Source organism: Niveispirillum sp., from assembly GCF_052437035.1.
In the GTDB taxonomy this organism is placed as follows: Bacteria; Pseudomonadota; Alphaproteobacteria; order Azospirillales; family Azospirillaceae; genus Niveispirillum.
Genome location: NZ_JBQVOH010000001.1, coordinates 178,893 through 199,690 on the forward strand (window position 1 = coordinate 178,893; position 20,798 = coordinate 199,690).

The 20,798-nt window shown below is 65.5% G+C and carries 22 protein-coding genes; 10 read left to right on the plus strand and 12 right to left on the minus strand.

Annotated features, from left to right (window positions below):
* On the minus strand, nt 1-693 hold the full coding sequence (gene tsaB, locus ACT6Q8_RS00830; RefSeq protein WP_054165779.1) for a tRNA (adenosine(37)-N6)-threonylcarbamoyltransferase complex dimerization subunit type 1 TsaB: 693 nt from the start codon (nt 691-693) through the stop codon (nt 1-3).
* A 66-nt stretch (nt 694-759) separates the two neighbouring features.
* Between tsaB and ddpX the strand changes: the two genes are divergently transcribed.
* A complete protein-coding gene (gene ddpX, locus ACT6Q8_RS00835) occupies nt 760-1,335 on the plus strand; it encodes a D-alanyl-D-alanine dipeptidase (protein WP_054165780.1) in 576 nt (191 codons plus the stop codon).
* Here ddpX and truA read toward each other — a convergent pair.
* Nucleotides 1,266-2,069 carry a tRNA pseudouridine(38-40) synthase TruA gene (gene truA, locus ACT6Q8_RS00840; protein WP_444733875.1) on the minus strand — a complete coding sequence of 268 codons (804 nt, stop codon included), beginning with the start codon at nt 2,067-2,069 and terminating at the stop codon, nt 1,266-1,268. The genes ddpX and truA overlap by 70 nt on opposite strands.
* 176 nt (nt 2,070-2,245) lie before the next feature.
* On the opposite strand from truA, the gene ACT6Q8_RS00845 reads away from it, so the two are divergent.
* Complete coding sequence (locus tag ACT6Q8_RS00845; protein ID WP_054165781.1) at nt 2,246-2,893, plus strand: hypothetical protein; 648 nt, start codon at nt 2,246-2,248, stop codon at nt 2,891-2,893.
* On the opposite strand, the gene ACT6Q8_RS00850 is transcribed toward ACT6Q8_RS00845, so the two are convergent.
* Nucleotides 2,857-3,555: a sensor histidine kinase gene (locus tag ACT6Q8_RS00850; protein ID WP_054165782.1), complete on the minus strand. Its 699-nt coding sequence runs from the start codon at nt 3,553-3,555 to the stop codon at nt 2,857-2,859. The two genes, ACT6Q8_RS00845 and ACT6Q8_RS00850, sit on opposite strands and share 37 nt — an antisense overlap.
* A gap of 85 nt (nt 3,556-3,640) precedes the next feature.
* On the minus strand, nt 3,641-4,606 hold the full coding sequence (locus ACT6Q8_RS00855) for an NAD(P)H-dependent flavin oxidoreductase (protein ID WP_444733775.1): 966 nt from the start codon (nt 4,604-4,606) through the stop codon (nt 3,641-3,643).
* 191 nt (nt 4,607-4,797) lie between these two features.
* Between ACT6Q8_RS00855 and ACT6Q8_RS00860 the strand changes: the two genes are divergently transcribed.
* From ACT6Q8_RS00860 to yihA, 6 genes are all read left to right on the plus strand, one after another.
* Entirely contained in the window at nt 4,798-5,763 is a 966-nt protein-coding gene (locus tag ACT6Q8_RS00860) for a pseudouridine-5'-phosphate glycosidase (RefSeq protein ID WP_054165997.1), read from the plus strand.
* 130 nt (nt 5,764-5,893) lie between these two features.
* On the plus strand, nt 5,894-6,028 hold the full coding sequence (gene rpmH, locus ACT6Q8_RS00865) for a 50S ribosomal protein L34 (protein WP_029013881.1): 135 nt from the start codon (nt 5,894-5,896) through the stop codon (nt 6,026-6,028).
* Between the two features lie 10 nt (nt 6,029-6,038).
* Nucleotides 6,039-6,467 (plus strand): ribonuclease P protein component, encoded by a 429-nt coding sequence (gene rnpA / locus ACT6Q8_RS00870; protein WP_054165784.1) that lies wholly within the window; start codon nt 6,039-6,041, stop codon nt 6,465-6,467.
* Nucleotides 6,464-6,733, plus strand: coding sequence for a membrane protein insertion efficiency factor YidD (gene yidD / locus ACT6Q8_RS00875; RefSeq protein WP_082371902.1), 270 nt, complete (start codon nt 6,464-6,466; stop codon nt 6,731-6,733). The genes rnpA and yidD overlap by 4 nt, the downstream gene beginning before the upstream one ends.
* A gap of 83 nt (nt 6,734-6,816) precedes the next feature.
* Nucleotides 6,817-8,544: a membrane protein insertase YidC gene (yidC, locus tag ACT6Q8_RS00880; RefSeq protein WP_054165785.1), complete on the plus strand. Its 1,728-nt coding sequence runs from the start codon at nt 6,817-6,819 to the stop codon at nt 8,542-8,544.
* A gap of 278 nt (nt 8,545-8,822) precedes the next feature.
* Complete coding sequence (yihA, locus tag ACT6Q8_RS00885) at nt 8,823-9,506, plus strand: ribosome biogenesis GTP-binding protein YihA/YsxC (protein ID WP_054165786.1); 684 nt, start codon at nt 8,823-8,825, stop codon at nt 9,504-9,506.
* 243 nt (nt 9,507-9,749) lie between these two features.
* On the opposite strand, the gene ACT6Q8_RS00890 is transcribed toward yihA, so the two are convergent.
* From ACT6Q8_RS00890 to ACT6Q8_RS00905, 4 genes are all read right to left on the minus strand, one after another.
* Nucleotides 9,750-11,093 (minus strand): sensor histidine kinase, encoded by a 1,344-nt coding sequence (locus ACT6Q8_RS00890; protein WP_054165787.1) that lies wholly within the window; start codon nt 11,091-11,093, stop codon nt 9,750-9,752.
* Nucleotides 11,093-11,752, minus strand: a complete 660-nt coding sequence (locus ACT6Q8_RS00895) for a response regulator transcription factor (protein WP_444733774.1) — start codon at nt 11,750-11,752, stop codon at nt 11,093-11,095. The genes ACT6Q8_RS00890 and ACT6Q8_RS00895 overlap by 1 nt, the downstream gene beginning before the upstream one ends.
* Nucleotides 11,752-12,099: a PepSY domain-containing protein gene (locus ACT6Q8_RS00900; RefSeq protein WP_444733773.1), complete on the minus strand. Its 348-nt coding sequence runs from the start codon at nt 12,097-12,099 to the stop codon at nt 11,752-11,754. Before ACT6Q8_RS00900 ends, ACT6Q8_RS00895 begins: the two co-directional genes overlap by 1 nt.
* A gap of 321 nt (nt 12,100-12,420) precedes the next feature.
* Nucleotides 12,421-12,984 carry a hypothetical protein gene (locus tag ACT6Q8_RS00905; protein ID WP_444733772.1) on the minus strand — a complete coding sequence of 188 codons (564 nt, stop codon included), beginning with the start codon at nt 12,982-12,984 and terminating at the stop codon, nt 12,421-12,423.
* A gap of 201 nt (nt 12,985-13,185) precedes the next feature.
* Here ACT6Q8_RS00905 and ACT6Q8_RS00910 point away from each other — a divergent pair, with 201 nt between their 5' ends.
* Together ACT6Q8_RS00910 and ACT6Q8_RS00915 are read left to right on the plus strand one after the other, a co-directional pair.
* On the plus strand, nt 13,186-14,811 hold the full coding sequence (locus ACT6Q8_RS00910) for a hypothetical protein (RefSeq protein ID WP_444733771.1): 1,626 nt from the start codon (nt 13,186-13,188) through the stop codon (nt 14,809-14,811).
* Nucleotides 14,812-15,063: 252 nt separating this feature from the next.
* Nucleotides 15,064-16,023 (plus strand): glycosyltransferase family 2 protein, encoded by a 960-nt coding sequence (locus tag ACT6Q8_RS00915; protein ID WP_054165791.1) that lies wholly within the window; start codon nt 15,064-15,066, stop codon nt 16,021-16,023.
* 40 nt (nt 16,024-16,063) lie between these two features.
* On the opposite strand, the gene ACT6Q8_RS00920 is transcribed toward ACT6Q8_RS00915, so the two are convergent.
* The 4 genes from ACT6Q8_RS00920 to ACT6Q8_RS00935 form a co-directional block, all read right to left on the minus strand.
* Nucleotides 16,064-16,360: a hypothetical protein gene (locus ACT6Q8_RS00920; RefSeq protein ID WP_444733770.1), complete on the minus strand. Its 297-nt coding sequence runs from the start codon at nt 16,358-16,360 to the stop codon at nt 16,064-16,066.
* Nucleotides 16,351-17,979, minus strand: coding sequence for a cisplatin damage response ATP-dependent DNA ligase (locus tag ACT6Q8_RS00925; RefSeq protein WP_444733769.1), 1,629 nt, complete (start codon nt 17,977-17,979; stop codon nt 16,351-16,353). Before ACT6Q8_RS00925 ends, ACT6Q8_RS00920 begins: the two co-directional genes overlap by 10 nt.
* Nucleotides 17,980-18,144: 165 nt before the next feature.
* A complete protein-coding gene (locus ACT6Q8_RS00930) occupies nt 18,145-19,164 on the minus strand; it encodes a ligase-associated DNA damage response exonuclease (protein ID WP_444733768.1) in 1,020 nt (339 codons plus the stop codon).
* On the minus strand, nt 19,164-20,759 hold the full coding sequence (locus tag ACT6Q8_RS00935) for an AbgT family transporter (RefSeq protein WP_054165795.1): 1,596 nt from the start codon (nt 20,757-20,759) through the stop codon (nt 19,164-19,166). The genes ACT6Q8_RS00930 and ACT6Q8_RS00935 overlap by 1 nt, the downstream gene beginning before the upstream one ends.
* Nucleotides 20,760-20,798 lie beyond the last annotated feature (39 nt).

A 20,798-nucleotide genomic window follows, 5' to 3' on the forward strand; every position in this document is an offset into this window, starting at 1 on the left:
TTAGCCCTGCTTCGGCAGGGTGACGTCGGGCGGGCGCAGATAGAAGGGATCGGCGATGCGGGCCGCGATGCCGGCCCCATCCTGCATCGCCGCGATACGGGCGGTGGCCAGCGCCTCTGCGGCACCCGCCGTCTCCTGGATCACCACGGCACCGTTCCAGATTCCCAGCGCCTGGGCCGTGCGCGCGGCGGCATCGCCCACGATCAGCAGCGGACCCGCCGGCAGGTGGGCGGCGGCATAGGCGGGCAGGTCGACGGGCAGCACATCCGCCGGTTCAGCCAAGGGCGTCAGATCGGCAGTGAAGGGCTGCAGGAACAGGTCATCACGCCGGCTTTCAATGGCGGCCAGCAGCGTGTGGCCGGCGCGGATATCGGTATCCAGGCCGTGCACTGCCGCCTCCAACGTCGTCACCCCGACCAGTGGGCAATTGGCGGCCAAGGCGAAGCCGCGCGCGGCGGCAAGTCCGACGCGCAGGCCCGTAAAGGTGCCGGGCCCCACCGTCACGCCGATGCGCGACAGGTCGGCAAAGACGATGCCAGCCTCCGCCATGGTCTCCTGCACCATGGGCACCAGCTTTTCGGCCAGGCCGCGCTGCATCATCTCCGCCCGCACCGCCAGCGTGCGGCCCGATGCGGCATCCCACAGGGCGACGGCGCAGGCGTTGGTCGCCGTATCCAGGCCAAGCGTGATCATGAACGCATTTCCATCCGCAATAAGCTTCGTTATCCAGAGGGGCTTCCGCCATCACAAGGGTGAACCATGCGGTTCGTCACCATTGCCCCCCCGGTCTTCGATGTCGATCTCGATCTTCGCTATGCCACGGCGGATAATCTGACGGGAAGGCCGATCTTCGCGCGGCCGCTCTGCCTGCTGCATCCGGATGCGGCGGCGGCGCTCGCACGGGCCATCCGGCTGGCGGCGGCACAGGGGCTGCGGCTGCATATCTTTGACGGCTATCGCCCACCGGCGGCGCAATGGGCGCTGTGGAACGTGCTGCCCGACCCGACCTTCATCGCCGATCCGCGTGTCGGGTCCAGCCATGGGCGCGGTGTCGCCATCGACCTGACCCTGGCGCAGGCGGACGGTGCGGTATTAGAGATGGGGACGGGCTTTGACGAGATGCGCCCCATCGCCTGGCATGCCGATACCAGCATCAGCGTGGAGGCGCAGCGTAACCGCGCCCTGCTGCTGGGTATCATGGCGGCGGCGGGGTGGCAGCATTACGCCTTTGAATGGTGGCACTATCAGTTGCCGGACGCGGCCTCCTACCCGTTGGTGGAGGATGGGGTGCTGGGTCCCTCGCTGATGGGTTCGGGGAAATCGTCGCCGGGGTAAAAGGCGCGGGTGAAATAAAGGCCGTCGGCAGGTGCCGTCTGTCCCGCCGCTGATCGGTCGCGGGCCTCCAACGCTGCCTGCACATCATCGGCGGTCCAGCGCCCTTCGCCCACCATCTTCAAGGTGCCGACCATGTTGCGCACCTGATGGTGCAGAAAGGAACGGGCGCGGGCCACGATGTGGATTTCCTCACCCACCCGCGTCGCCGTCAGTTCCGCCAAGGTCTTCACGGGGCTGGTTGCCTGACACAGCGAGGCGCGGAAACTAGTGAAATCATGCCGGCCGATCAGGCGCTGGGCCGCCGCATGCATGGCGTCGGCATCCAGGGGATGGGACACCAGCCAGGACCGCCCCGCATCCAGCGCCAGCGGTGCGCGCCGGTTGGTGATGCGGTAAAGATAGGCGCGCCCGATGCAGGTGAAGCGGGCATGGAAATCACCCTCCATCGCCTCTGCCTTCAACACCGCGATGGGGTTGGGCTTCAGGTGATAGTTCAGGGCGTCGCGCACCTTCTCCGCGCTGACCGACTTTTCCAGGTCAAAGCTGGCCACCATGCCGGTGGCATGCACGCCGCTGTCGGTGCGCCCCGCCGCATGAACCGTCACGGTTTCCTGAGCGAAGCGGCGCACGGCCTCTTCCAGGCAGCTTTGGACAGACGGGCCATGATCCTGCCGCTGCCAGCCCAGAAAGGGGCTGCCATTGAACTCGACGGTGATTTTCCAGCGCTGGGCCATAGGGCGGGTGACTTTCGACAGGGGCGGCACAGCGATGCCGCCCGCAGGCCCGTCCGTCAACATTGAACATAATTCATTTGCCGTGGCGGCCATCACACCTGTGTCATGATGCCCATGCTAGCGTCCGGCCATAGCCAAGGCCGGATGGCCGACATGAAGAGGGGGAGAAGCGGGGAATGGCCAAGTATGATTGGATCGGTGAGGCCGTGGTGAATTCGATCACCCAGGTGCTGGTGCCGTCGGTCGTGGACCTGCTGGCCGATCTGGGGCGTGACGCGGTGGATGCGGTGCGCGGGCTGAACCTGCAACCGATCCCCGGCAGCATTTTCGCGGACAAGCTGTCGGGCACTGCCGGCAATGACCTGTTCGTGACGGGGGCCGGTGCCGATACGATCCGGGCCGGGGCCGGGACCGACGTGATCATCGCTGGCAAGGGCGATGACGTCATTGATGGCGGTGCGGGTTCCGATGTGATGTCGGGCGGCAGCGGCAATGACCGTTTCGTCTTCACCAGTACCGCCCTGGTGGCCGGGGATCAGGATCTGCTGGTCGATGCCAAGGTTGGGGAGAGGCTGGATTTTGATGCGGCGTCCGAATCGCTGCTGCGCATTGGCGGGGTTGCCCTGTCGGCCCTGACCGCGACCACCGCCGTCCCGACCTTCCTGCAGGCAGGTGTAACCAATGTCGCGCAGATCGACGGCCATCTGGTCATCGATCTGAACAATGATGGCCGGTACGATGCCGCCAGCGATTACAAGATCATCATCCCCGACGGGTTGAGCCTGCGTTACGACGCGGGTGCCGACTGGTTCGTGATCGGCTGAAGGCCCAGCCGGACGGTCAGGCCCCTGGCCCCGCCCAGTGTGAAGTCGTGGCCCAGCCGGTGGGCGATATGGTGGCAGAGCGTCAGGCCCAGCCCCAATCCCCGCCGGATCGGCCCCGGCCGTTCCAGCTGCCCGCCCGGTTCCAGAACCAATGCGTGTTGATCCGTCGGGATACCCTCCCCATCGTCGGCCACCAGCAAGGTGGGGCCACCGGCACGGCGCACGCCCACCAGGATGCGGGTACCGGGCGCGCCATGGGTGATGGCATTGTCGATCAGGGCGCGTAGCAGCCGGTCCAGCATGACGGGATCGGTTTCCACCACCAGACTGGATTGGACAAGGCGGATGGGGCGTCCGGCCTGGGTCGCCCGTTCTGCCAGTTCGCCCGTGACACGGGCCAGGAGCGGTCCCAGCGGCACCTGTTCCCGGCGCAGCCTGGCACTGCCGCTGGCCAATGATGCCAGGGTCAGAACCTGATCCATCTGGGCCGCCCCAATCTCCAGCGCCTCTTCTAGCCGGTTGGCCAGTTCCGTCTGTTTGGGATCGACCAGCTTCATCTGCAAAAGGTTAAGGAACAGGCGCATGGCCTGGAACGGCTGCCGCAGGTCATGGCCAACGGAGGCCAGAAGGCGGATCGGGTCGATCGGGGTGGGGCTGGTCATGCTCTGCCGCTGTCTTGAGAAACGGCCCGACTGTGGCCGGCTTTCGCCCCAGCGTCCAGCGCGGACCCGCCCACCCCGCAAAGGGTCACACGAAGGCGGCGGGCGTGGCGGCGGCGGCCCGGTATTCTTCCTTCATGCGGGCCACCAGTTCGGCGACGGGCGGGGCATCATGGATGGTGCCGATGCCTTGCCCTGCGGACCAGATATCCTTCCAGGCCTTCTTCTTCGACCAATCCTCGATGGACAGGTTGGGATCGGCCTGACCGCCGGAAATGGCCTTCACGTCGATGCCGTTGGCGGCGACGCTGGGCGCCAGATAATTGCCGGGGATACCGCTGAACATCGGAGTGTAGACGATGTCGGCACCCGTATGTTCGATGATCATCTGCTTATAGGCATCGGGCGCATTGCCCTCTGCGGTGGCGATGAAGCGGGTGCCGATATAGGCGAAGTCGGCCCCCAGCACCTCTGCTGCCCGCACCTGCGCGCCCGACGACATGGCGCCGGCCAGCACGATGGTGCCGTTGAAGAATTCCCGCACCTCCGACAAGAGCGCAAAGGGCGACATGGTGCCGGCATGGCCGCCGGCCCCGGCGGCCACCAGGATCAGCCCATCCACCCCCGCCTCGACGGCCTTTCTGGCGTGGCGGATATTGGTGACGTCGTGGAAGACCAGCCCGCCATAGGAATGGACCGCCTCCACAATGCCCACCGGCGCGCCGACCGAGGTGATGATCAGCGGCACCTTATGCTTGACCATCAGTTCCACATCGCCCTGAAGCCGGGTGTTGGAGCGATGGACGATCAGGTTCACGCCGAACGGGGCCACCGGCTTGTCCGGGTTGGCAGCAGCATACGCGGCCAGTTCGCCCGTAATCCTGGTCAGCCATTCATCCAGCATTTCCGGCTGGCGCGCATTCAGGCTGGGGAAGGTGCCGACAATGCCGGCCTTGCATTCAGCCAGCACCAGTTCGGGATAGGAGACGATGAACATGGGCGACGCGATGACGGGCAGCGACAGCTTTCCCTGGAACTGGCTGGGCATGGGCATCTTCGGTCATTCCTCTCCGGCGGCGCTTGGGGCGCGATTGCTTGATTGATGGGGTGGTTTTAGCACGCTCGTTCGCAGGTCGCCAGAACCCCGGTCATGGGCGCATGGCGGCCCCGCCGGTGGGCGGCGTTGCGCGCCGTGCCGGTGGCGTTGCATTCTCCGCGCCGACCAAGTTGCCAAGGGCCGGTGCCATGCAGGATTTCCTCTCCATCCATCCCGAAGTGTCGGCGGCGTTGAAGGCCGGCAAGGCCGTCGTGGCGCTGGAATCGACCGTGATCAGCCATGGTCTGCCCTATCCCGCCAATGTGGAGACGGCCCAGGCCCTGGAAGCCGCCATCCGCGCCGAAGGGGCGGTGCCTGCCACCATCGCGGTCCTGGATGGCCGCATCCGCGTCGGTCTGGATGCAGAGGATATTGAGCGTCTGGCACAGCCGGGCGTCCGCAAGGTCAGCCGCCGCGACCTGCCTGTGGCCTTGGCCCAGGGCGCGGACGGTGCCACGACCGTGGCCGCCACCATGATCGGTGCGGCGCTGGCCGGCATCGCCGTCTTCGCCACGGGCGGCATCGGCGGCGTGCATCGCGGGGTGGAGACCACTCTGGATATCTCCGCCGATCTGGAAGAACTGGCCGCGACCGACGTGGCGGTCGTCTGTGCGGGGGCGAAGGCCATCCTGGACCTGCCGCGCACGCTTGAATATCTGGAAACCAAGGGCGTGCCGGTCATCGGCTTCGGCACCGACCGTTTCCCCGCTTTCTACACGGCGTCCCTGCCGCTGCCCGTCGATGGCCGCTGTGATTCGGCGGATGAAGCGGCCCGTGTCCTGCGCGCCAAATGGCAGCTGGGCCTGGGCGGCGGCGTCGTCATCGGCGTGCCCATCCCTGATGACGCGGCGCTCGATGCCGAAGCAGTGGAAGCCGCCATTGCCCAGGCCGTGGGCGAGGCCGAGGCGCAGGGCGTGCGCGGCAAGGCGCTGACGCCCTTCCTGCTGAAACGCATGGAGGAACTGACGGGCGGGGCCAGCCTGGCCGCCAACCGCGCCCTGCTGCTGAACAACGCCAAGGTGGGCGCGCGCATCGCCGTCGCCTATGCCGCGCAGAAGACCGAATTCGCCCTGCCCAAGAAGGTGGTCACCGCCAAGCGTCCGCCGGGCTACTAAACCTATTGAGAACGGCGGAAGACCAGGGTTGCAGCCGTAATCCCTGTCCCCCGTTGACTCCCAACCCCTTCACCACTATAGAACGCGCTTCGTTTTAGACGTCAGCAGTTCCAAGACCGGAGTAAGTACCGTGAAGCGTCCTTTTCAGCCGTCCAAGATCGTGCGCGCCCGCCGTCATGGTTTCCGCGCCCGCATGGCCACCGTCGCCGGCCGCAACATCATCAATAAGCGCCGCGCCCAGGGCCGCAAGAAGCTGAGCGCCTAAGGTTACCGGCATGGCGCCTCCCAAATCCAAGGTGGGGCGCCTGACCAGACGGCCGGAATTCCTGGCCGTCGCGGGCGCCCGTCGCAAATGGGCCACGCCGGGTCTGGTTCTTCAGGCCCGCGCCCATGATGAGCGGCAGCACCCCAACCCCGGCGAACCGCCGGTGCGGATCGGTCTGACGGCCAGCAAGAAGGTGGGGGGTGCGGTTGAACGCAACCGCGCCCGTCGTCGTCTGCGCGCTGCCTTGGCCGAGGTGCTGGCCCCCAATGCCACCCCCGGGCACGATTTCGTGCTGGTGGCGCGGGCGGAAACGGTGCGCCGGCCCTATGCCGACCTGAAGGCCGACCTGACCCAGGCTTTGAAGAAGCTGAGGTTGTGGAAGGGCAAACGGGAAGCGGCACAGGCCGAATCGGTCCTGGCGAAGGATGAAAACGCATGAGCCCGGCGGCCTGGCTGCTCCGGGCTTTTGTGTTTTTCTACCGCTGGATCATTCGGCCGATGATGGGCCCGCCCCGTTGCAGATTTCACCCCTCATGCTCACATTACGCGCTGGAGGCTCTGGCGGCGCATGGGGCATTGCGGGGCGGCTGGCTGACCCTGCGGCGCTTGGCGCGCTGTCATCCCTGGGGTGGTGAAGGGTATGACCCGGTACCGCCCCGGCATCCGGGGCACGCCCGGAACGAGAAATGTTGCGGCGGGCATTGATCGCCCGCCGTTTTCATGTGACCAACCGGGCGCGATCCCGGTATGTAACCGGCCATTGAATTCGGAACCTGGACCAAGCACCCATGACGGATCAGAAGAACCTTGTCCTGACCATCGTGATCTCCATCGCGATCCTGTTCGGGTTCCATTATTTCTATGAGCGTCCGCGCCAGATGGCGGCACAGGCCGAGGCGCAGCGCCAGCAGGCGCTGCAGGCCGAGCTGGCCCCGCCGACCGTGCCGGGCACAACGCCAGGCATCGCCGGTGACGGCGCCGTGCCGGCTGTGCGCGACCGCGCCAGCGTGCTGGCCGAGACGGGCCGCGTCGCCATCTCCACCCCCAGCCTGCACGGGTCGATCAACCTGCGCGGCGGTCGCGTGGATGACCTGACGCTGGCCAAGTACAAGACCACCCCGGACAAGAACAGCCCGGAAGTGGTGCTGCTGGCCCCGGTCGGGACCGAGCATCCCTATTACGCCGAGTTCGGCTGGGTCGCCGCCAATGCGGGCGATACCGTTGCCCTGCCCAAGGCCGATACGGTCTGGACCGCCAGCGCCAGCAATCTGACCCCGGACAGCCCGGTCACCCTGTCCTGGGACAATGGCGCCGGTCTGGTGTTCGAGCGGACCTTCGCCATCGACGCCAACTACATGTTCACGGTAACGCAGCGCGTGCGCAACGAAACCGGGGCGCCGGTAGCGCTGAACCCCTATGGTTTCGTGCAGCGCCGGGGCACGCCGAAGGTCGAAGGCACCTACGTCTTGCATGAAGGGCCGCTGGCCATCGTCGACGGCACCCTGAAGGAATATAAGTACGGCGACCTGAAGGAAGACGGGAAGACCATCAACCTGTCCTCCACCGGCGGCTGGATCGGTATCACCGACAAATACTGGCTGGTCAGTCTGATCCCCGATCAGGCGCAGACCACCGACATGCGCGTCCTGCACCAGACGGCCGCCACCGACATCTATCAGATCGACTACAAGGCCCCGGCTGTGACGGTGGCCGCCGGTGCCGCCGCCGAGACCACGCACCGCCTGTTCGCGGGCGCCAAGATCGTCGGCCTGCTGAACGAGTATAATGACAAGCTGGGCATCGACAGCCTGGACTATGCCGTTGACTGGGGCTGGTTCTACTTCCTGACCAAGCCGTTCTTCCACGGCCTGGACTGGCTGGGCGTGACCATCGGCAATTTCGGCATCGCCATCCTGGTCTTCACCGTCTTCCTGCGTCTGGCCTTCTTCCCCATCGCGAACAAGCAGTATGAAGCGTTTGCGAAGATGAAGAAGCTTCAGCCCAAGATGGAGGAGTTGAAGAAGAAGCACGGCGATAACCGCGAAGCCCTCTCCATGGAGATGATGAAGCTCTACAAGGAGGAGAAGGCCAATCCGCTAGCCGGCTGCCTGCCCATCCTGCTTCAGATCCCTGTGTTCTTTGCGCTGTACAAGGTCCTGTACGTCACCATCGAAATGCGCCATGCGCCCTTCTATGGCTGGATCCATGACCTGTCCGCCGCCGATCCGACGACCCTGTTCAACCTGTTCGGCCTGATCCCCTGGGATCCGCCCAGCATGCTGCATATCGGCATCTGGCCGCTGCTGATGGGCGCCACCATGTGGCTGCAGCAGAAGATGAATCCGGCCAACCCGGACCCGGTGCAGCAGAAGGTCATGATGCTGCTGCCCTTCATCTTTACCTACATGATGGCCAGCTTCCCCGCCGGTCTGGTGATCTACTGGACCTGGTCCAACCTGCTGTCCATCGCCCAGCAGTGGTTCATCATGCGCCGCATGGGTGTGAAGCCGACGTGATGCGTTCCCTCAGGCGCCGGGCGGCGGCATCCGCCGCCTGGGCTTACGCGGGCATGGGCCCGCGGGCCGGCGGTCGCCGGCCTGGGTGATAGGTTGGGATAGGGTTTTATGAAACGTCTCCGGCCATGGCTTGGAGGCGTTTCATCTTTTCACCCCAACGGCGCATGCCGTTGGAGGCCGGCGACTGCCGGCCCGGCGCACATGCGCCGTAAGCCAAGCCGCCGGATGGCGGTGCCCGGCGCTTGAGGGCGCAAGTAAAGATCTAAGGAGTTTCCGCCATGGCCAAGCCGCTGACCATCACCCCGTCCCTGATCGGTGATCTGACCGAGATGGAGATCGAGGCCGGGCGTCTGCTGTTCGCCAAGGAGTGCGACTTCTTCTGGGGTGCCGAGGCGGCGACCACCTTGCCGGAGGCCGTGCTGCCGGAAATCTGCTTTGCGGGCCGGTCGAACGTGGGCAAATCCTCCCTGGTCAATGCCCTGACGGGGCGCAAGACGCTGGCCCGTACCTCCCAGACGCCGGGCCGGACACAGCAGCTGAACTTCTTCAATCTGGGCAACCGGCTGGTCATGGTGGACATGCCCGGCTATGGCTACGCCCAGGTGTCGAAGGAGCGGTCGGCCGCCTGGGTCGATTTCATCAAATCCTATCTGCGCGGTCGGGTGACCCTGAAGCGCGCCCTGGTCCTGGTCGATGCCCGCCATGGGCTGAAGCCGCATGATGTCGACATGATGAAGATGATGGACCAGACGGCGGTCGGGTATCAGATCGTGCTGACCAAGGCCGACACGCTGAAGCCCGGCGCCATTGACAAGATCCGGGCGCAGGTGGCGGTGGCCCTGAAGACCCACGGTGCCGCCCATCCGGAGGTGCTGGCCACCTCGGCGGAAACCGGCCTGGGCATCCCCGAGCTGCGCGGCTTCCTGACCCGCATGGCGGAGCCGGCGCTGGTTTCGGGGTGAGTGGGACCACGCGGATCGGGAGGGCTGCCAGGGCCGGCGGACCCATCCGGTGAACGGGGGGACGGTCCGCGCAGGCCCTGGCAGACAGGACCGGGCATTGCAGGAAGGGGGATGCCCGGCCCCGGTGACAGGGTCAAAGCAAGCGGCTTGCCACGCCCGCAGACCCAGCAATCCCGCCAAATCCATATTCGCTTACCTCACCGGGCTGTTCAGAACCGGACAGCAACTGTCCGGCAGCGGACATCATCCGCGCGGCAGAGACAGCACGGCCCGCAGGCCCCCGCCCGCCGCCTGATCCAGGGTCAGGTCGCCGCCGTAAAGCCGGGCCAGATCATCGACGATGGCCAGACCCAGGCCGCTGCCGGGCACCGCCTCGTCCAGCCGCACGCCGCGTGCCAGGACGGCGGCGCGTTCGGCTGCCGGGATGCCCGGCCCGTCATCCTCGATAATCATCCGCAGCCTTTCCGTCCCGTCCGCCGTGACGGACAGGGTGACGCGGCCCCGGCACCATTTGGCGGCATTATCCAGCAGGTTGCCGGCCATTTCGGCCAGATCCTGCGCCTCCCCCCGGAAGGACAGGGTTTCATCACCGGTCAGCGCCACCTCGATATCCCGGTCGGGGTGCAGCCGCGCGATGGTGCGGGCCAGCGGGCGCAGGGTCGGGATGACGGGGGTACGCAGGCCTGCGCCCTTGGCCATGGCGGCGGCACGGGCGCGGGTCAGGTGGCGGTCGATCTGCCGGCGCATGCGCTCCGCCTCGGCCTGGATCAGGGCCGATTCGCCGGGGTCCGACAGTGTGCCGGCAGAATTGGCGATGATGGTCAGCGGGGTCTTCAGGGCATGGGCCAGATTGCCAGCCTGGGTCCGTGCGCGTTCCACCATCTCCGCATTGTCGGACAGCAGCTGGTTCAGGTCGTCGGCCAGCGGCTGCACCTCCGATGGGAAGGCGCCGACCAACCTTGTGGACCGGCCCGCCCGAAGGTCAGCCAGCGCCCGGCGCAGCCGGTCCAGCGGCACCAGACCCAACCGCACCTGCACCAGCGCCGCCCCCAGCAGGCCCAGGGCCAGGATGCCCAGCGACAGGGTCAGCACCTCTGCAAAGCGCCGTGTGGCGGCGGTCAGGTCGGCGGTGGTGGCAGCCACCGACACCTCCACGGGGCTTTCCGAATCGGGCAGGCGGACCCGACGAGACCAGACCAGCAGCGCCTCCCCCTCCGGTCCCGTGGCGGTCCTTCGGTGCAGGGCGCCATCGTCGGGCACCGTGCCATCGGGGCGCAGTTGTTGGTCCCAAAGGGAGCGGGAGCGTACGGCCACGCCCCGGTCATCGGCTACCTGCCAGTAAAGGCCCGACAAGGGCCGCTGGAAGCGCGGGTCGGACAGGTCGCGCGATGCCTCCACCCGACCGCCGACACCGGGGCGCAAGGTCACCGTCAGTTCATCCAGGTGCAGTTCGGCATGGCGGGCCAGTTCGACTTCCGCATGGTTGCGGAAAATGTCGGTCAGCAGCCAGCCGGCGACCGCCAGCGCCAGGGTCACCCAGACAAAGGCCAGTGCCAGCAGGCGAAGCCCCAGCGACCCGCGCCGCATCAGACCGCTTCCATGCGATAGCCCTGGCCGCGTTCAGTATGGATAACGGGTGCCCCCAGCTTTCGCCGCAGCCTGCCGATGAACACCTCGATCGTGTTGCTGTCGCGGTCGAAATCCTGGGCATAGATATGTTCGGTCAATTCCGTGCGCGACAGGATGCGGCCCTGGTGATGCATCATGTAGGACAAGACCCGCTGTTCATGGGCCGTCAGATTGACGGGGTTGCCCGACACGGTGACGCGGCCCGTGCGTGTATCCAGGCTGACGGGGCCGCAGGTCAGCGCTGGTGATGCCTGTCCGCCGGCCCGGCGGATCAGGGCGCGCAGCCGGGCCAGCAATTCCTCCATGCGGAAGGGCTTGGCCAGATAATCATCGGCGCCGGCATCCATGCCCTCCACCTTTTCCTGCCAGGTGCCGCGTGCGGTGAGGATCAGGACGGGCATGACCCGATCCGCCGCCCGCCAGCCGCGCAGCACCGACAGGCCGTCGCGGCCTGGCAGCCCCAGGTCCAGCACGACCGCATCATAGGGTTCCGTCTCGCCCATGAAGGCGGCCTCCAGCCCGTCGGGCGCGGGGTCGGCGACATAGCCGGCCTCGTTCAAGGCCTGGATCAATTGTCGCCGCAGATTGGCGTCATCCTCTGCCACCAGGATGCGCATCACTTCTTCTCCTTCAACAGGTCCTTGCCGGCGGCTTTGGCCTTCAGCAGCTTGCCATCGGCTGCATCGTACAGAAGCTCCACCAGCCGCCCGTCGGCGGCCAGGATCTCAATGTCATAAACGAAGCGCCCATGCTTGGTTTCCAGTTCCACCTCCAGCAGGCGGCCTGGGTAATCGGTCTCCGCCTTTTCCATGATGGTGCGCAGCGACATGATCTCGCCGCGCTCCAGCGCCGCGCGGGCGCGGTCATGGTCGGCGCGGTCATCATCATCGTCATCATCGGCCCAGACATGCGGCGCGCCGGCCAGGGCCAGGAACAGGCAAAGGGGCAGCAGCAAGGGGCGCATGGGATGGGGCTGGCTCCGGGGTTTTGGGTGGGGTGATGACAGAGGCTACGCAACGCTATGAAACACGGATTGAGCGGATGTTTCGGAGCGGGCAGGGGGGCAACTCCGAAACAATCAGGCCTCGTGCAACATAATGAACCATAAATTCAGGGGGTGTTACACGGAGCACGACGAACGCCAGCTCCGAAAGCTGTCAGCTCCGAATGGGGGGGAGGTGCAAATGGGGGATGATGAAGCGCAGCATAGCAGATTGAGGTGAGAGAAGCAGCAGTTACGGGGCCGCAGGTCAGGTCGCGCGCGACCTGACCTGCGGTGTGGTGATCAGTATACCAGCCCTTCGGCGGTCAGGCCGGACAGCAGCGCCTTCACGCCCACAAGGTCCAGCGTGCCATGGCCCTCGGCCAGTTCGACCCAGGTGCCGTCATTATTGTTGTCGGCATAGACGGTCCATTCGGTGCGGCCCTTTTCGACCTCGGTCTTCACGACCAGACCATCGCGCAGCTGCCAGGTCTCGTTCCGGTCGGGGCGTTCGGTTTCCCAGCGGCCATCGTCCCATTCCTGAATGGTCGTGACCTTTCCGGCGCTGTCGAAGGTGAAGCGGTAGAGATCGTCCACCCCACTGGTGACGGGGCGGTTCAGGCTATAGGCCTCGAAAAACACGCCGTCCCCATTGGCATCGGTATAGAGCGTGACCTCGGTGCCGTCGCGGTCGGTTTCGGTCTTCACCACGCCATCGGCCGTGATCGACCAGCTTTCGTTGCGGCCGATCTTCTCATTTTGCCAGCGGCCTTTCTCCATCTCCTGCACACCGGTGATGGTGCCGCTGGTCAGCGTGAAGCGGTAACCACCTTCGAACGGGCTGGCGGCGGTAACGGTACGGGCCATTTTGAACACTCCTGTCATTGTCTGCCAAGCAACCGACCTCAAACCGGGCCGGTGTCAGACGCGACAATAGGGGGGCGAACCTGAACGGCCCCTGAAAGTGCCGTTCAGAAACCGTTCAGGAAGGAGACGGCGTATCCGCCTTGATTGCGCCCGGATGCAGGCTTATCACCGGAACAGCTTAACCATCATCCCGGCCCCCCAATGTCTCCCAGCCACCGCCTTTTACAGCCGCGCGCCATTCTTGTGGCGCTGCTGATCCTGCTGCCCCTTCTGGTGGCGTTCTATTCGCTGACCCTGGGCCAGGACGGGAACTGGGACCTGCGCAATTACCATTGGTACAATGCCATGGCTTTCCTGGAGGGCCGCGAGTTGGTGCAGGACGTGGCGCCGGCGCAGGTGGCGACCTTCTATAACCCCACGCTGGACATTCCCGTCTATTGGCTGGCGCAGTTCCTGCCGGGCCGCGCGGTCTCCTTCATCCTGTCCTGGGTGCAGGGGATGAACCTTGTGCCGTTGACGGGGATTGCCTGGCTGCTGCTGCCGGTGCTGGGGGGCCGCGCACGGGTGCTGGCGTCGGTGGCGCTGGCCCTGGTCTGCTTTGCCGGGGCCGGGCAGATGGGCCTGCTGGGCACCACCTTCTATGACAATGTCATCAGCTTGTTCGTGCTGGGCAGTGCCTGGCTGGTCATGGCGCGGGCTGATGATGTCTGGGGGTCGGCACCCAAGGTGGCGTTCCCCATCGTGTTTGTGGCGGGGCTGCTGGTCGGGTCGGCGGTGGGGCTGAAACAGCCGACGCTGCCCTATGCCGTGGGCCTCTGCTTTGCCTTCCTGGCGGTGGCCGGTGGGTTCTGGCGGCGGATGTTCCTGTCGTTCTTCTTCGGGATCGGCGTCATTGCCGGTATGGCGCTGTTTTCCGGCCATTGGATGTGGCACCTGTGGTCCACCTACCAGAACCCGCTATTTCCCTATTTCAACGACTTCTTCAAATCGCCCTGGGGCGTGCCGGAGGCGTACCGGGATGACAAGTTCCTGCCCCATGGTCTGTGGAACAATCTGATCTTCCCCTATACGTGGCTGATGGACCCCAAGAAGGTGGGGGAGATTATCTTCACCGACCTGCGCGTGCCGGTAATGGTGGTGGTCCTGCTGCTGACCCCATTCCTGGCGCTGGCCGGGCGGTTTGTGCCGAAGAAGGATGTGATGGTGCCGTTCCGCCCGGCGCTGTATCTGCTTGTGGCGGGCGCCCTGACCTATCTGGCCTGGCTGAAGCTGTTCGCCATCTATCGCTACCTGATCCCGCTGGAGATGATGGCGCCGCTGGTTGTGGTGGCGGCCATCGCGCTGTGGCCGCTGCCGCGCTGGGCCAAGGGTCTGGTGATGCTGGCCCTGCTGGCGCTGGTCACCGTCACGGCCCGGCCCGGCACCTGGGCGCGGGTGCCCTTCGCAGACAAGTTCGTGGAAGTGTCGATCCCCGACCTGCCCAACCCGGACAACACCATCATCATCCAGACTGGCTACGCGCCCACCAGCTTCCTGGCCTATGGGTTCCCGAAGAATGTGCCGTTCCTGCGCATCCACAGCTATTTCATCCATCCCGACCATGGCGACATCCTGCTGAACCGCGCCATGCATGGCCGTATCGACGCGCATCAGGGGGACATCTTCTGGCTGGTCGCGCATTGGGAAGTGTGGACGGCGGAACATATCCTTCCCCATTACGGGCTGGCCGCCGACATGAGCGATTGCGGGCTGGTGAAGTCCAACCTGGATGAGCCGATGATGCTGTGCCGGTTGCGGAAGGTGGTGTCGGCACCAACCGAAGGGTAATCAGGCGCTGGGAAGCGGCTTCAACCTGCGCTGCATTCCCAGTGTGCAGGTTGGGTGGCATTCCTGTTGAAGTGGCGATTGCCGATGATGATCGGTCAGGTCGCGGCGACGGCGGCGTTGGTCAAGCTGCCATGATCCAAAGGGACGAATGTACACGGACATGAAAGCGCCGCGTTTCCGCCGCAGCTTTCCCCGAATATCCGTGTTATCTCTTTGTCATCCAACCCTTGTCCAACCGGACCCGAATATCCCATGTCTGACAGTCTGACCCAGGGTGCGCCGCGCATCGCCGTGCTGGTGCCCTGCTATAACGAAGAAGCCTCCATCGAAGCCGTGGTACGCGACTTCAAGGAAGCGCTGCCGACCGCCACCATCTATGTCTATGACAATAACTCCAAGGATCGCACCTCGGAGATTGCCAAGGCAGCCGGTGCCGTGGTGCGGCGGGAGCCGTTGCAGGGCAAGGGCAATGTCGTGCGCCGCATGTTCGCCGATATCGAGGCGGACGTGTATGTCATGGTGGATGGCGACGACACCTATCACGCGCCCAGCGCCGGCAAGCTGGTGGCCAAGCTTCTGGATGAGAAGCTGGACATGGTGAACGGCGCCCGCGTCACCGACTGGGAGAATTACCGCGCCGGTCATCGGCTGGGCAATGTCATGCTGACCACCCTGGTTACCATGGTGTTCGGCAAGCGCACCGACGATCTTCTGTCGGGCTATCGCGTCTTCTCCCGCCGCTTCGTGAAAAGCTTCCCCGTGCTGGCGGGTGGGTTTGAGATTGAAACCGAACTGGTGGTGCATGCCCTGGAAATGAGCATGCCGCTGGGTGAGGTGGAAACGCCCTACAAGGACCGCGCGCCGGGGTCGGTGTCGAAACTGTCCACCTTCCGCGACGGGTTCCGCATCCTGTGGATGATCGGCAAGCTGATCAAGGAAGAGCGGCCGATGCAGTCCTTCGGGCTGGTCGCGGTGCTGCTGGCCCTGATTTCGGTGATCATCGCGGTGCCGCTGTTCATCACCTATTACGAAACTGGCCTGGTGCCGCGCTTCCCCACGGCGGTGCTGGCCACCGGCCTGGGCCTCTTGTCCTTCCTGTCGCTGACCTGCGGTTTGATCCTGGACACGGTCACGCGTGGGCGGCGGGAGATGAAGCGCCTGCGCTATCTGGAGATCCCGGCACCGGATTACGATAGCGGGTTTTTGAAGTGATGGAACGGGCGGGTTCGGTGACGAACCCGCCCGATGTCTTTCAGGGCTTTTTCTCTTCGGTTGCCTTCTGCTCACGGAAGGCTTCCGCCTCCTGCTTTACCCGCTCGGCCTCGGCCTTGGCCTGTTCTTCGGTCATCACGGTGGGGAAGACGGTGATGGTCTTTTCTTCCAGCTTGAAGACACTCATGCCGATACCGCTGATCCAAGCCGGGATGATCAGCAGGCCGATGCCGGCGGCGACCAGACCGGCCAGCCGGGTCTTGGTACGGCCCATCTTGAGGCGGCGGATGGTTTCATCTGATGTCGGCTCCGCCGACCAGGCCCGCTTCAGTTCCATTCCACCACCATCCTTTCCAAAATGTCCAAACGGTCAGCCTCTGCCGCCGGCTTGTCCCACCGCAGCCGCGAAATGCGGGGGAAGCGCATGGCGATGCCGCTCTTGTGCCTTGTGGAGCGGTGGACGCTGTCGAACGCCACCTCGAACACCAGGCCGTGTTCCACCTCCCGCACGGGACCGAAACGGTTGGTGGTGTGGTTGCGCACCCAGCGGTCGATCTCTGCCAGCTCCGCATCGGTGAAGCCGGAATAGGCCTTGCCGACGGGCACCAGCTCTCCGCCCTCTCCAGGCGTACCGCGCCACGCGCCGAATGTATAGTCGCTGTAGAAGCTGGACCGCTTGCCATGCCCACGCTGGGCGTACATCAGCACGCAATCCGCCGTCAATGGCCCGCGCTTCCACTTGAACCAGGGACCCTTGGGGCGGCCACCGACATAAGCACTGTCGCCGCGTTTCAGCATCAAGCCTTCGATGGCCCCATCCTCCACCCCCTGATCACGGGCCGACAGGCGCAGATGGGACAGGTGGTCCCAATCGGTAAAGGGGACAAGGGGCGACAGGTCCATGCCGGGCGGGCGGGTGCGGGCGAACCAATCCTCCAGCCGGCGGCGGCGTTCATCGAAGGGCAGGGCGCGCAGGTCCTCATCCCCGTCGAACAGCATGTCGTACAGCCGCACAAAGGCAGGGAAGTCGCGCAGCATGGGTGCCGTCACCCGCTTGCGGTTCAGGCGCTGCTGCAAATCATTGAAGGGCGCGATGCGGCCATCGCGGGCCACCAGCAATTCGCCGTCCAGAACGGCATGAAAGCCCATCTGGGATGCCACGTCGGGAAAGGCCCCGGCGATCTCATCCCCGGTGCGGCTGTAGATCCGGGCCTTGTCCGGCGTGCCGCGTGCCACCAGCTGCACCCTTATCCCGTCCCATTTCCATTCGGCCCGGTAATCGGTGGGGTTCAGGGCCTGGATGTCGCTTTCTTCCAGCGGATGGGCCAGCATCATGGGGCGGAAACCGCCCGTGTCACTGACACCTGGCTTCTCCGCCTTGGCCGTCAGCCAGTCGAACAGGGGGGCATAGGGGGGCGACAGGCCGTGCCACAGCTCCTCCACCTGCTCCACGCTGGCCTCCACCCCCCTGGCATTGGCCCAGTCGACCAGGGCGGTCTTGGCCATGCGGGCCGACACGCCGATGCGTAACCCGCCGGTGATCAGCTTCAACAGCGCCCAGCGGCCCGTGGCGTCAAGGCTGTCCAGCCAGCCGGACAGCAGGGCGGGGACTGTGCCGCGCTTGGCAGTGGAAAGCCCCTCCACCACCTCTGCCAGACCGGGGGGCGGGTGGTTGACGCCGGGTGGTGCGGGCCAGATCAGGGCCACGGTTTCAGCCAGATCACCCACGAAATCATAGGACCAGCCGAACAGGGCCGGGTCGACGCGGGTGGCGACCAGTTCCTTGACCATCCCGGCCTTGGCCGCCGTGAAGGACAGGTCACCGGTCAGGGCGGCCAAGCCATAGCCGCGGTCGGGGTCGGGCGCATGGTCCAGGTAATCGGCAATCATGCGCAGCTTGCCGTTGCGGGACGGCATGTAGGCGAGCGCGTCGAGGAGGGTGGCGAAGGATTGCATAGGCGTGGCTCCCTCACCCTCCCACCGGCTGACGCCGGCGGGCCCCTCCCTCTCCCGCAAGCGGGCGAGGGGCAAACCCAACAAGTTCCGCCCCTCGCCCACGAGAGTGGGAGAGGGAGGGGCCCAAGCCTGTCAAGGCTTGGGAGGGTGAGGGAGCAACCATCCTCATTCCTCCTCCCCCCGTCCGACCAGATGCAAGGGCTTGGCCTCCACACCCTGGGTCGTGGCCCAATGGACAAGCGCCTCTTCGCTGCCATGGGTGACCCACAGCTCCCCCGGCGCCACGTCGGTCACCGTCTGGCACAGCTCATCCCAATCGGCATGGTCAGAAACGATCAGGGGCAGTTCCACCCCATGCTGCCGCGCGCGCGCCCGCACCCGCATCCAGCCGGACGCATAGGCCGGCAGCGGGTCGGGCATCCGGCGCAGCCATTTGTCGGCCATGGCCGATGGCGGGGCCAGGACGATGCCCCCACGCATGGATGAAGCATCGGCCACCGTCGCGGGGCGCAGGTCGCCCAGTTCTACCCCCTGTTCCTGGTACAGAGCACAAAGCGGCAGGTGGGCGCCGTGCAGATGGAGCGGACGGTCGTATCCGGCGCGGCGCAGCTCCGCGATCAGGCGCTGGCACTTGCCCAGGGCGTAGCAGCCGACGACGATGGTACGTTCGGGGAAGACCGACAGCGTGTGCAGCAGGCGGGCGATCTCGCCCTCCACCGGCGGGTGGCGGAAGACGGGCAGGCCAAAGGTGGCCTCCGTAATGAACGCATCGCAGGGGACGGGTTCAAAGGGGGCGCAGGTGGGATCAAAGCGGCGCTTGTAATCGCCCGACACCACCACCCTGCTGCCCCGCCATTCCATCACCACCTGCGCCGACCCCAGCACATGGCCGGCGGGCACGAGACGCACAGTCACCTCGCCGATCCGTATCGGCTGGTGATAGGGCAGGGGCTGTTGCGCGGCCCCCGCCCCATCGCCCAGGCGCGCCCGCATGATGGCGAGCGTGCCGGGTGTGGCCAGGACATGGGCATGCCCTGGCCGTGCATGGTCGGAATGGCCATGGGTGATCACCGCGCGCTCAACAGCACGGGTCGGGTCGACATGGAAGCCACCCGGTTCCACCCACAGACCGCCGCCGCGTTCGGGCGGGCAGGGGGTGACCCAGCTGTCGGGCGCAGGGATCATCAGGACCCCGCCGGCATATGGACAAAGGCGCCCGGACCCAGCGGCAGTTCCGCCAGATACCAGCCGCAGAAGAGCGCCACCGCGCCGATACCCATCCACATGGCCAGCGGCAGCATGGTGGCCAGCAGCGATCCGATGCCGAAGCTGGGCACATAGCGCTGACACATGATCAGGATCAGCGGGAAATAGGGCAGCAGCGGTGTGATCGGGTTGGTGAAGCTGTCCCCCACACGATAGGCTGCCTGCGTCGCCTCCGGCGTGATGCCCAGCAGCATCAGCATGGGCACCATAACGGGACCCAGGATGGCCCATTTGGCGGACGCACTGCCGATCAGGATATTGATCAGGGCAGAGACGATGATGATGGCGACCAGCAGCGGCAGGCCCGTAAAGCCTGCCTCCTTCAGAAAGGCCGCCCCGTTCACCGCCAGGATGCCGCCCAGGTTGGACCAGCCGAACAGGGCGATGAAGACGGCACAGCAGAAGGCCAGCACGATATAGCCGCCCATGTCGGACATGGACTGGCCCATCATCTTCACGACGTCGCGGTCATTGCGGATAATGCGCGCGCCGACACCATAGGCGATGCCGATGATCAGAAAGCTGATGAACAGCACGGCCACGATGCCGCGCAGGAAGGGTTCGACGGTACCTTTGGCATCGCGCAGGATGGCAAAATTCGGCGCGACATTGATGCCGAACGGGGCGGCAAGGGCCTGAACGATTCCATCCGGCACGACCGCCACGCCGATCAGGGCGGTTATGGCCAGGATGGCAAGGCCGGCATAGCGAAGGCCGCGCTTCTCATTGGCCTGCTGTTCGGCGCTGGGCGCGTCGTCGGCAATGGTCAGCCCGGCGGCGACCGGGGCTGTGCGCACCAGACGTGGTTCGATCAACCGTTCGGTGACCAGGGTGCCGATGATGGTGAACAGCGGCACGAAGGCCGCCATCAGGTACCAGTTGGCGGTGGCCAGCACCTCATAACCCGGATCGACCAGACGGGCCGCCGCCGTACTGATCCCGCCCAGCAGCGGGTCGAGCGAGGTGACCAGCAGGTTGGAGGAAAACCCCGCCGACACACCGGCAAAGGCCGCCGCAATACCGGCGATGGGGTGGCGACCGGAGCTGTGGAACAGCATGCCGGCCAGCGGGATCAGCACGACATAGCCGGCATCGGTCGCCATGCTGGACTGTACGCCGGCAAAGACCACAATCAGGGTCAGCAGGCTTTTCGGCACGGCGCGGACCAGGGCGCCCAGCGACACGCCGATCAGGCCCGTCTTCTCCGCGACACCCACACCCATGACACAGAGCAGGACCACGGCCAGCGGCGGGAAGCTGGCGAAGATGGTGGGCAGGTCGGTCAGGAAGCGGCGGATATATTCCGCCGACAGAAGATTGGTGGCGACCAGTTCCTTGCCAGTGCCGGGATGGATGGCCGACACGCCCATGGATGACAGGATGGCCGACAGCGCCACCAGAATGATGATGGCGATCAGGAACAGGGTGGCCGGATCGGGCAACCGATTGCCCACCCGCTCAATCGCCCCCAGAATGCCACCGCCCGCTTTTGCCTCAATGTCCGAAACTGCCATGTTTTCCTCTTATCCTTCGCGCCCCGTTTGCCGGGCGTC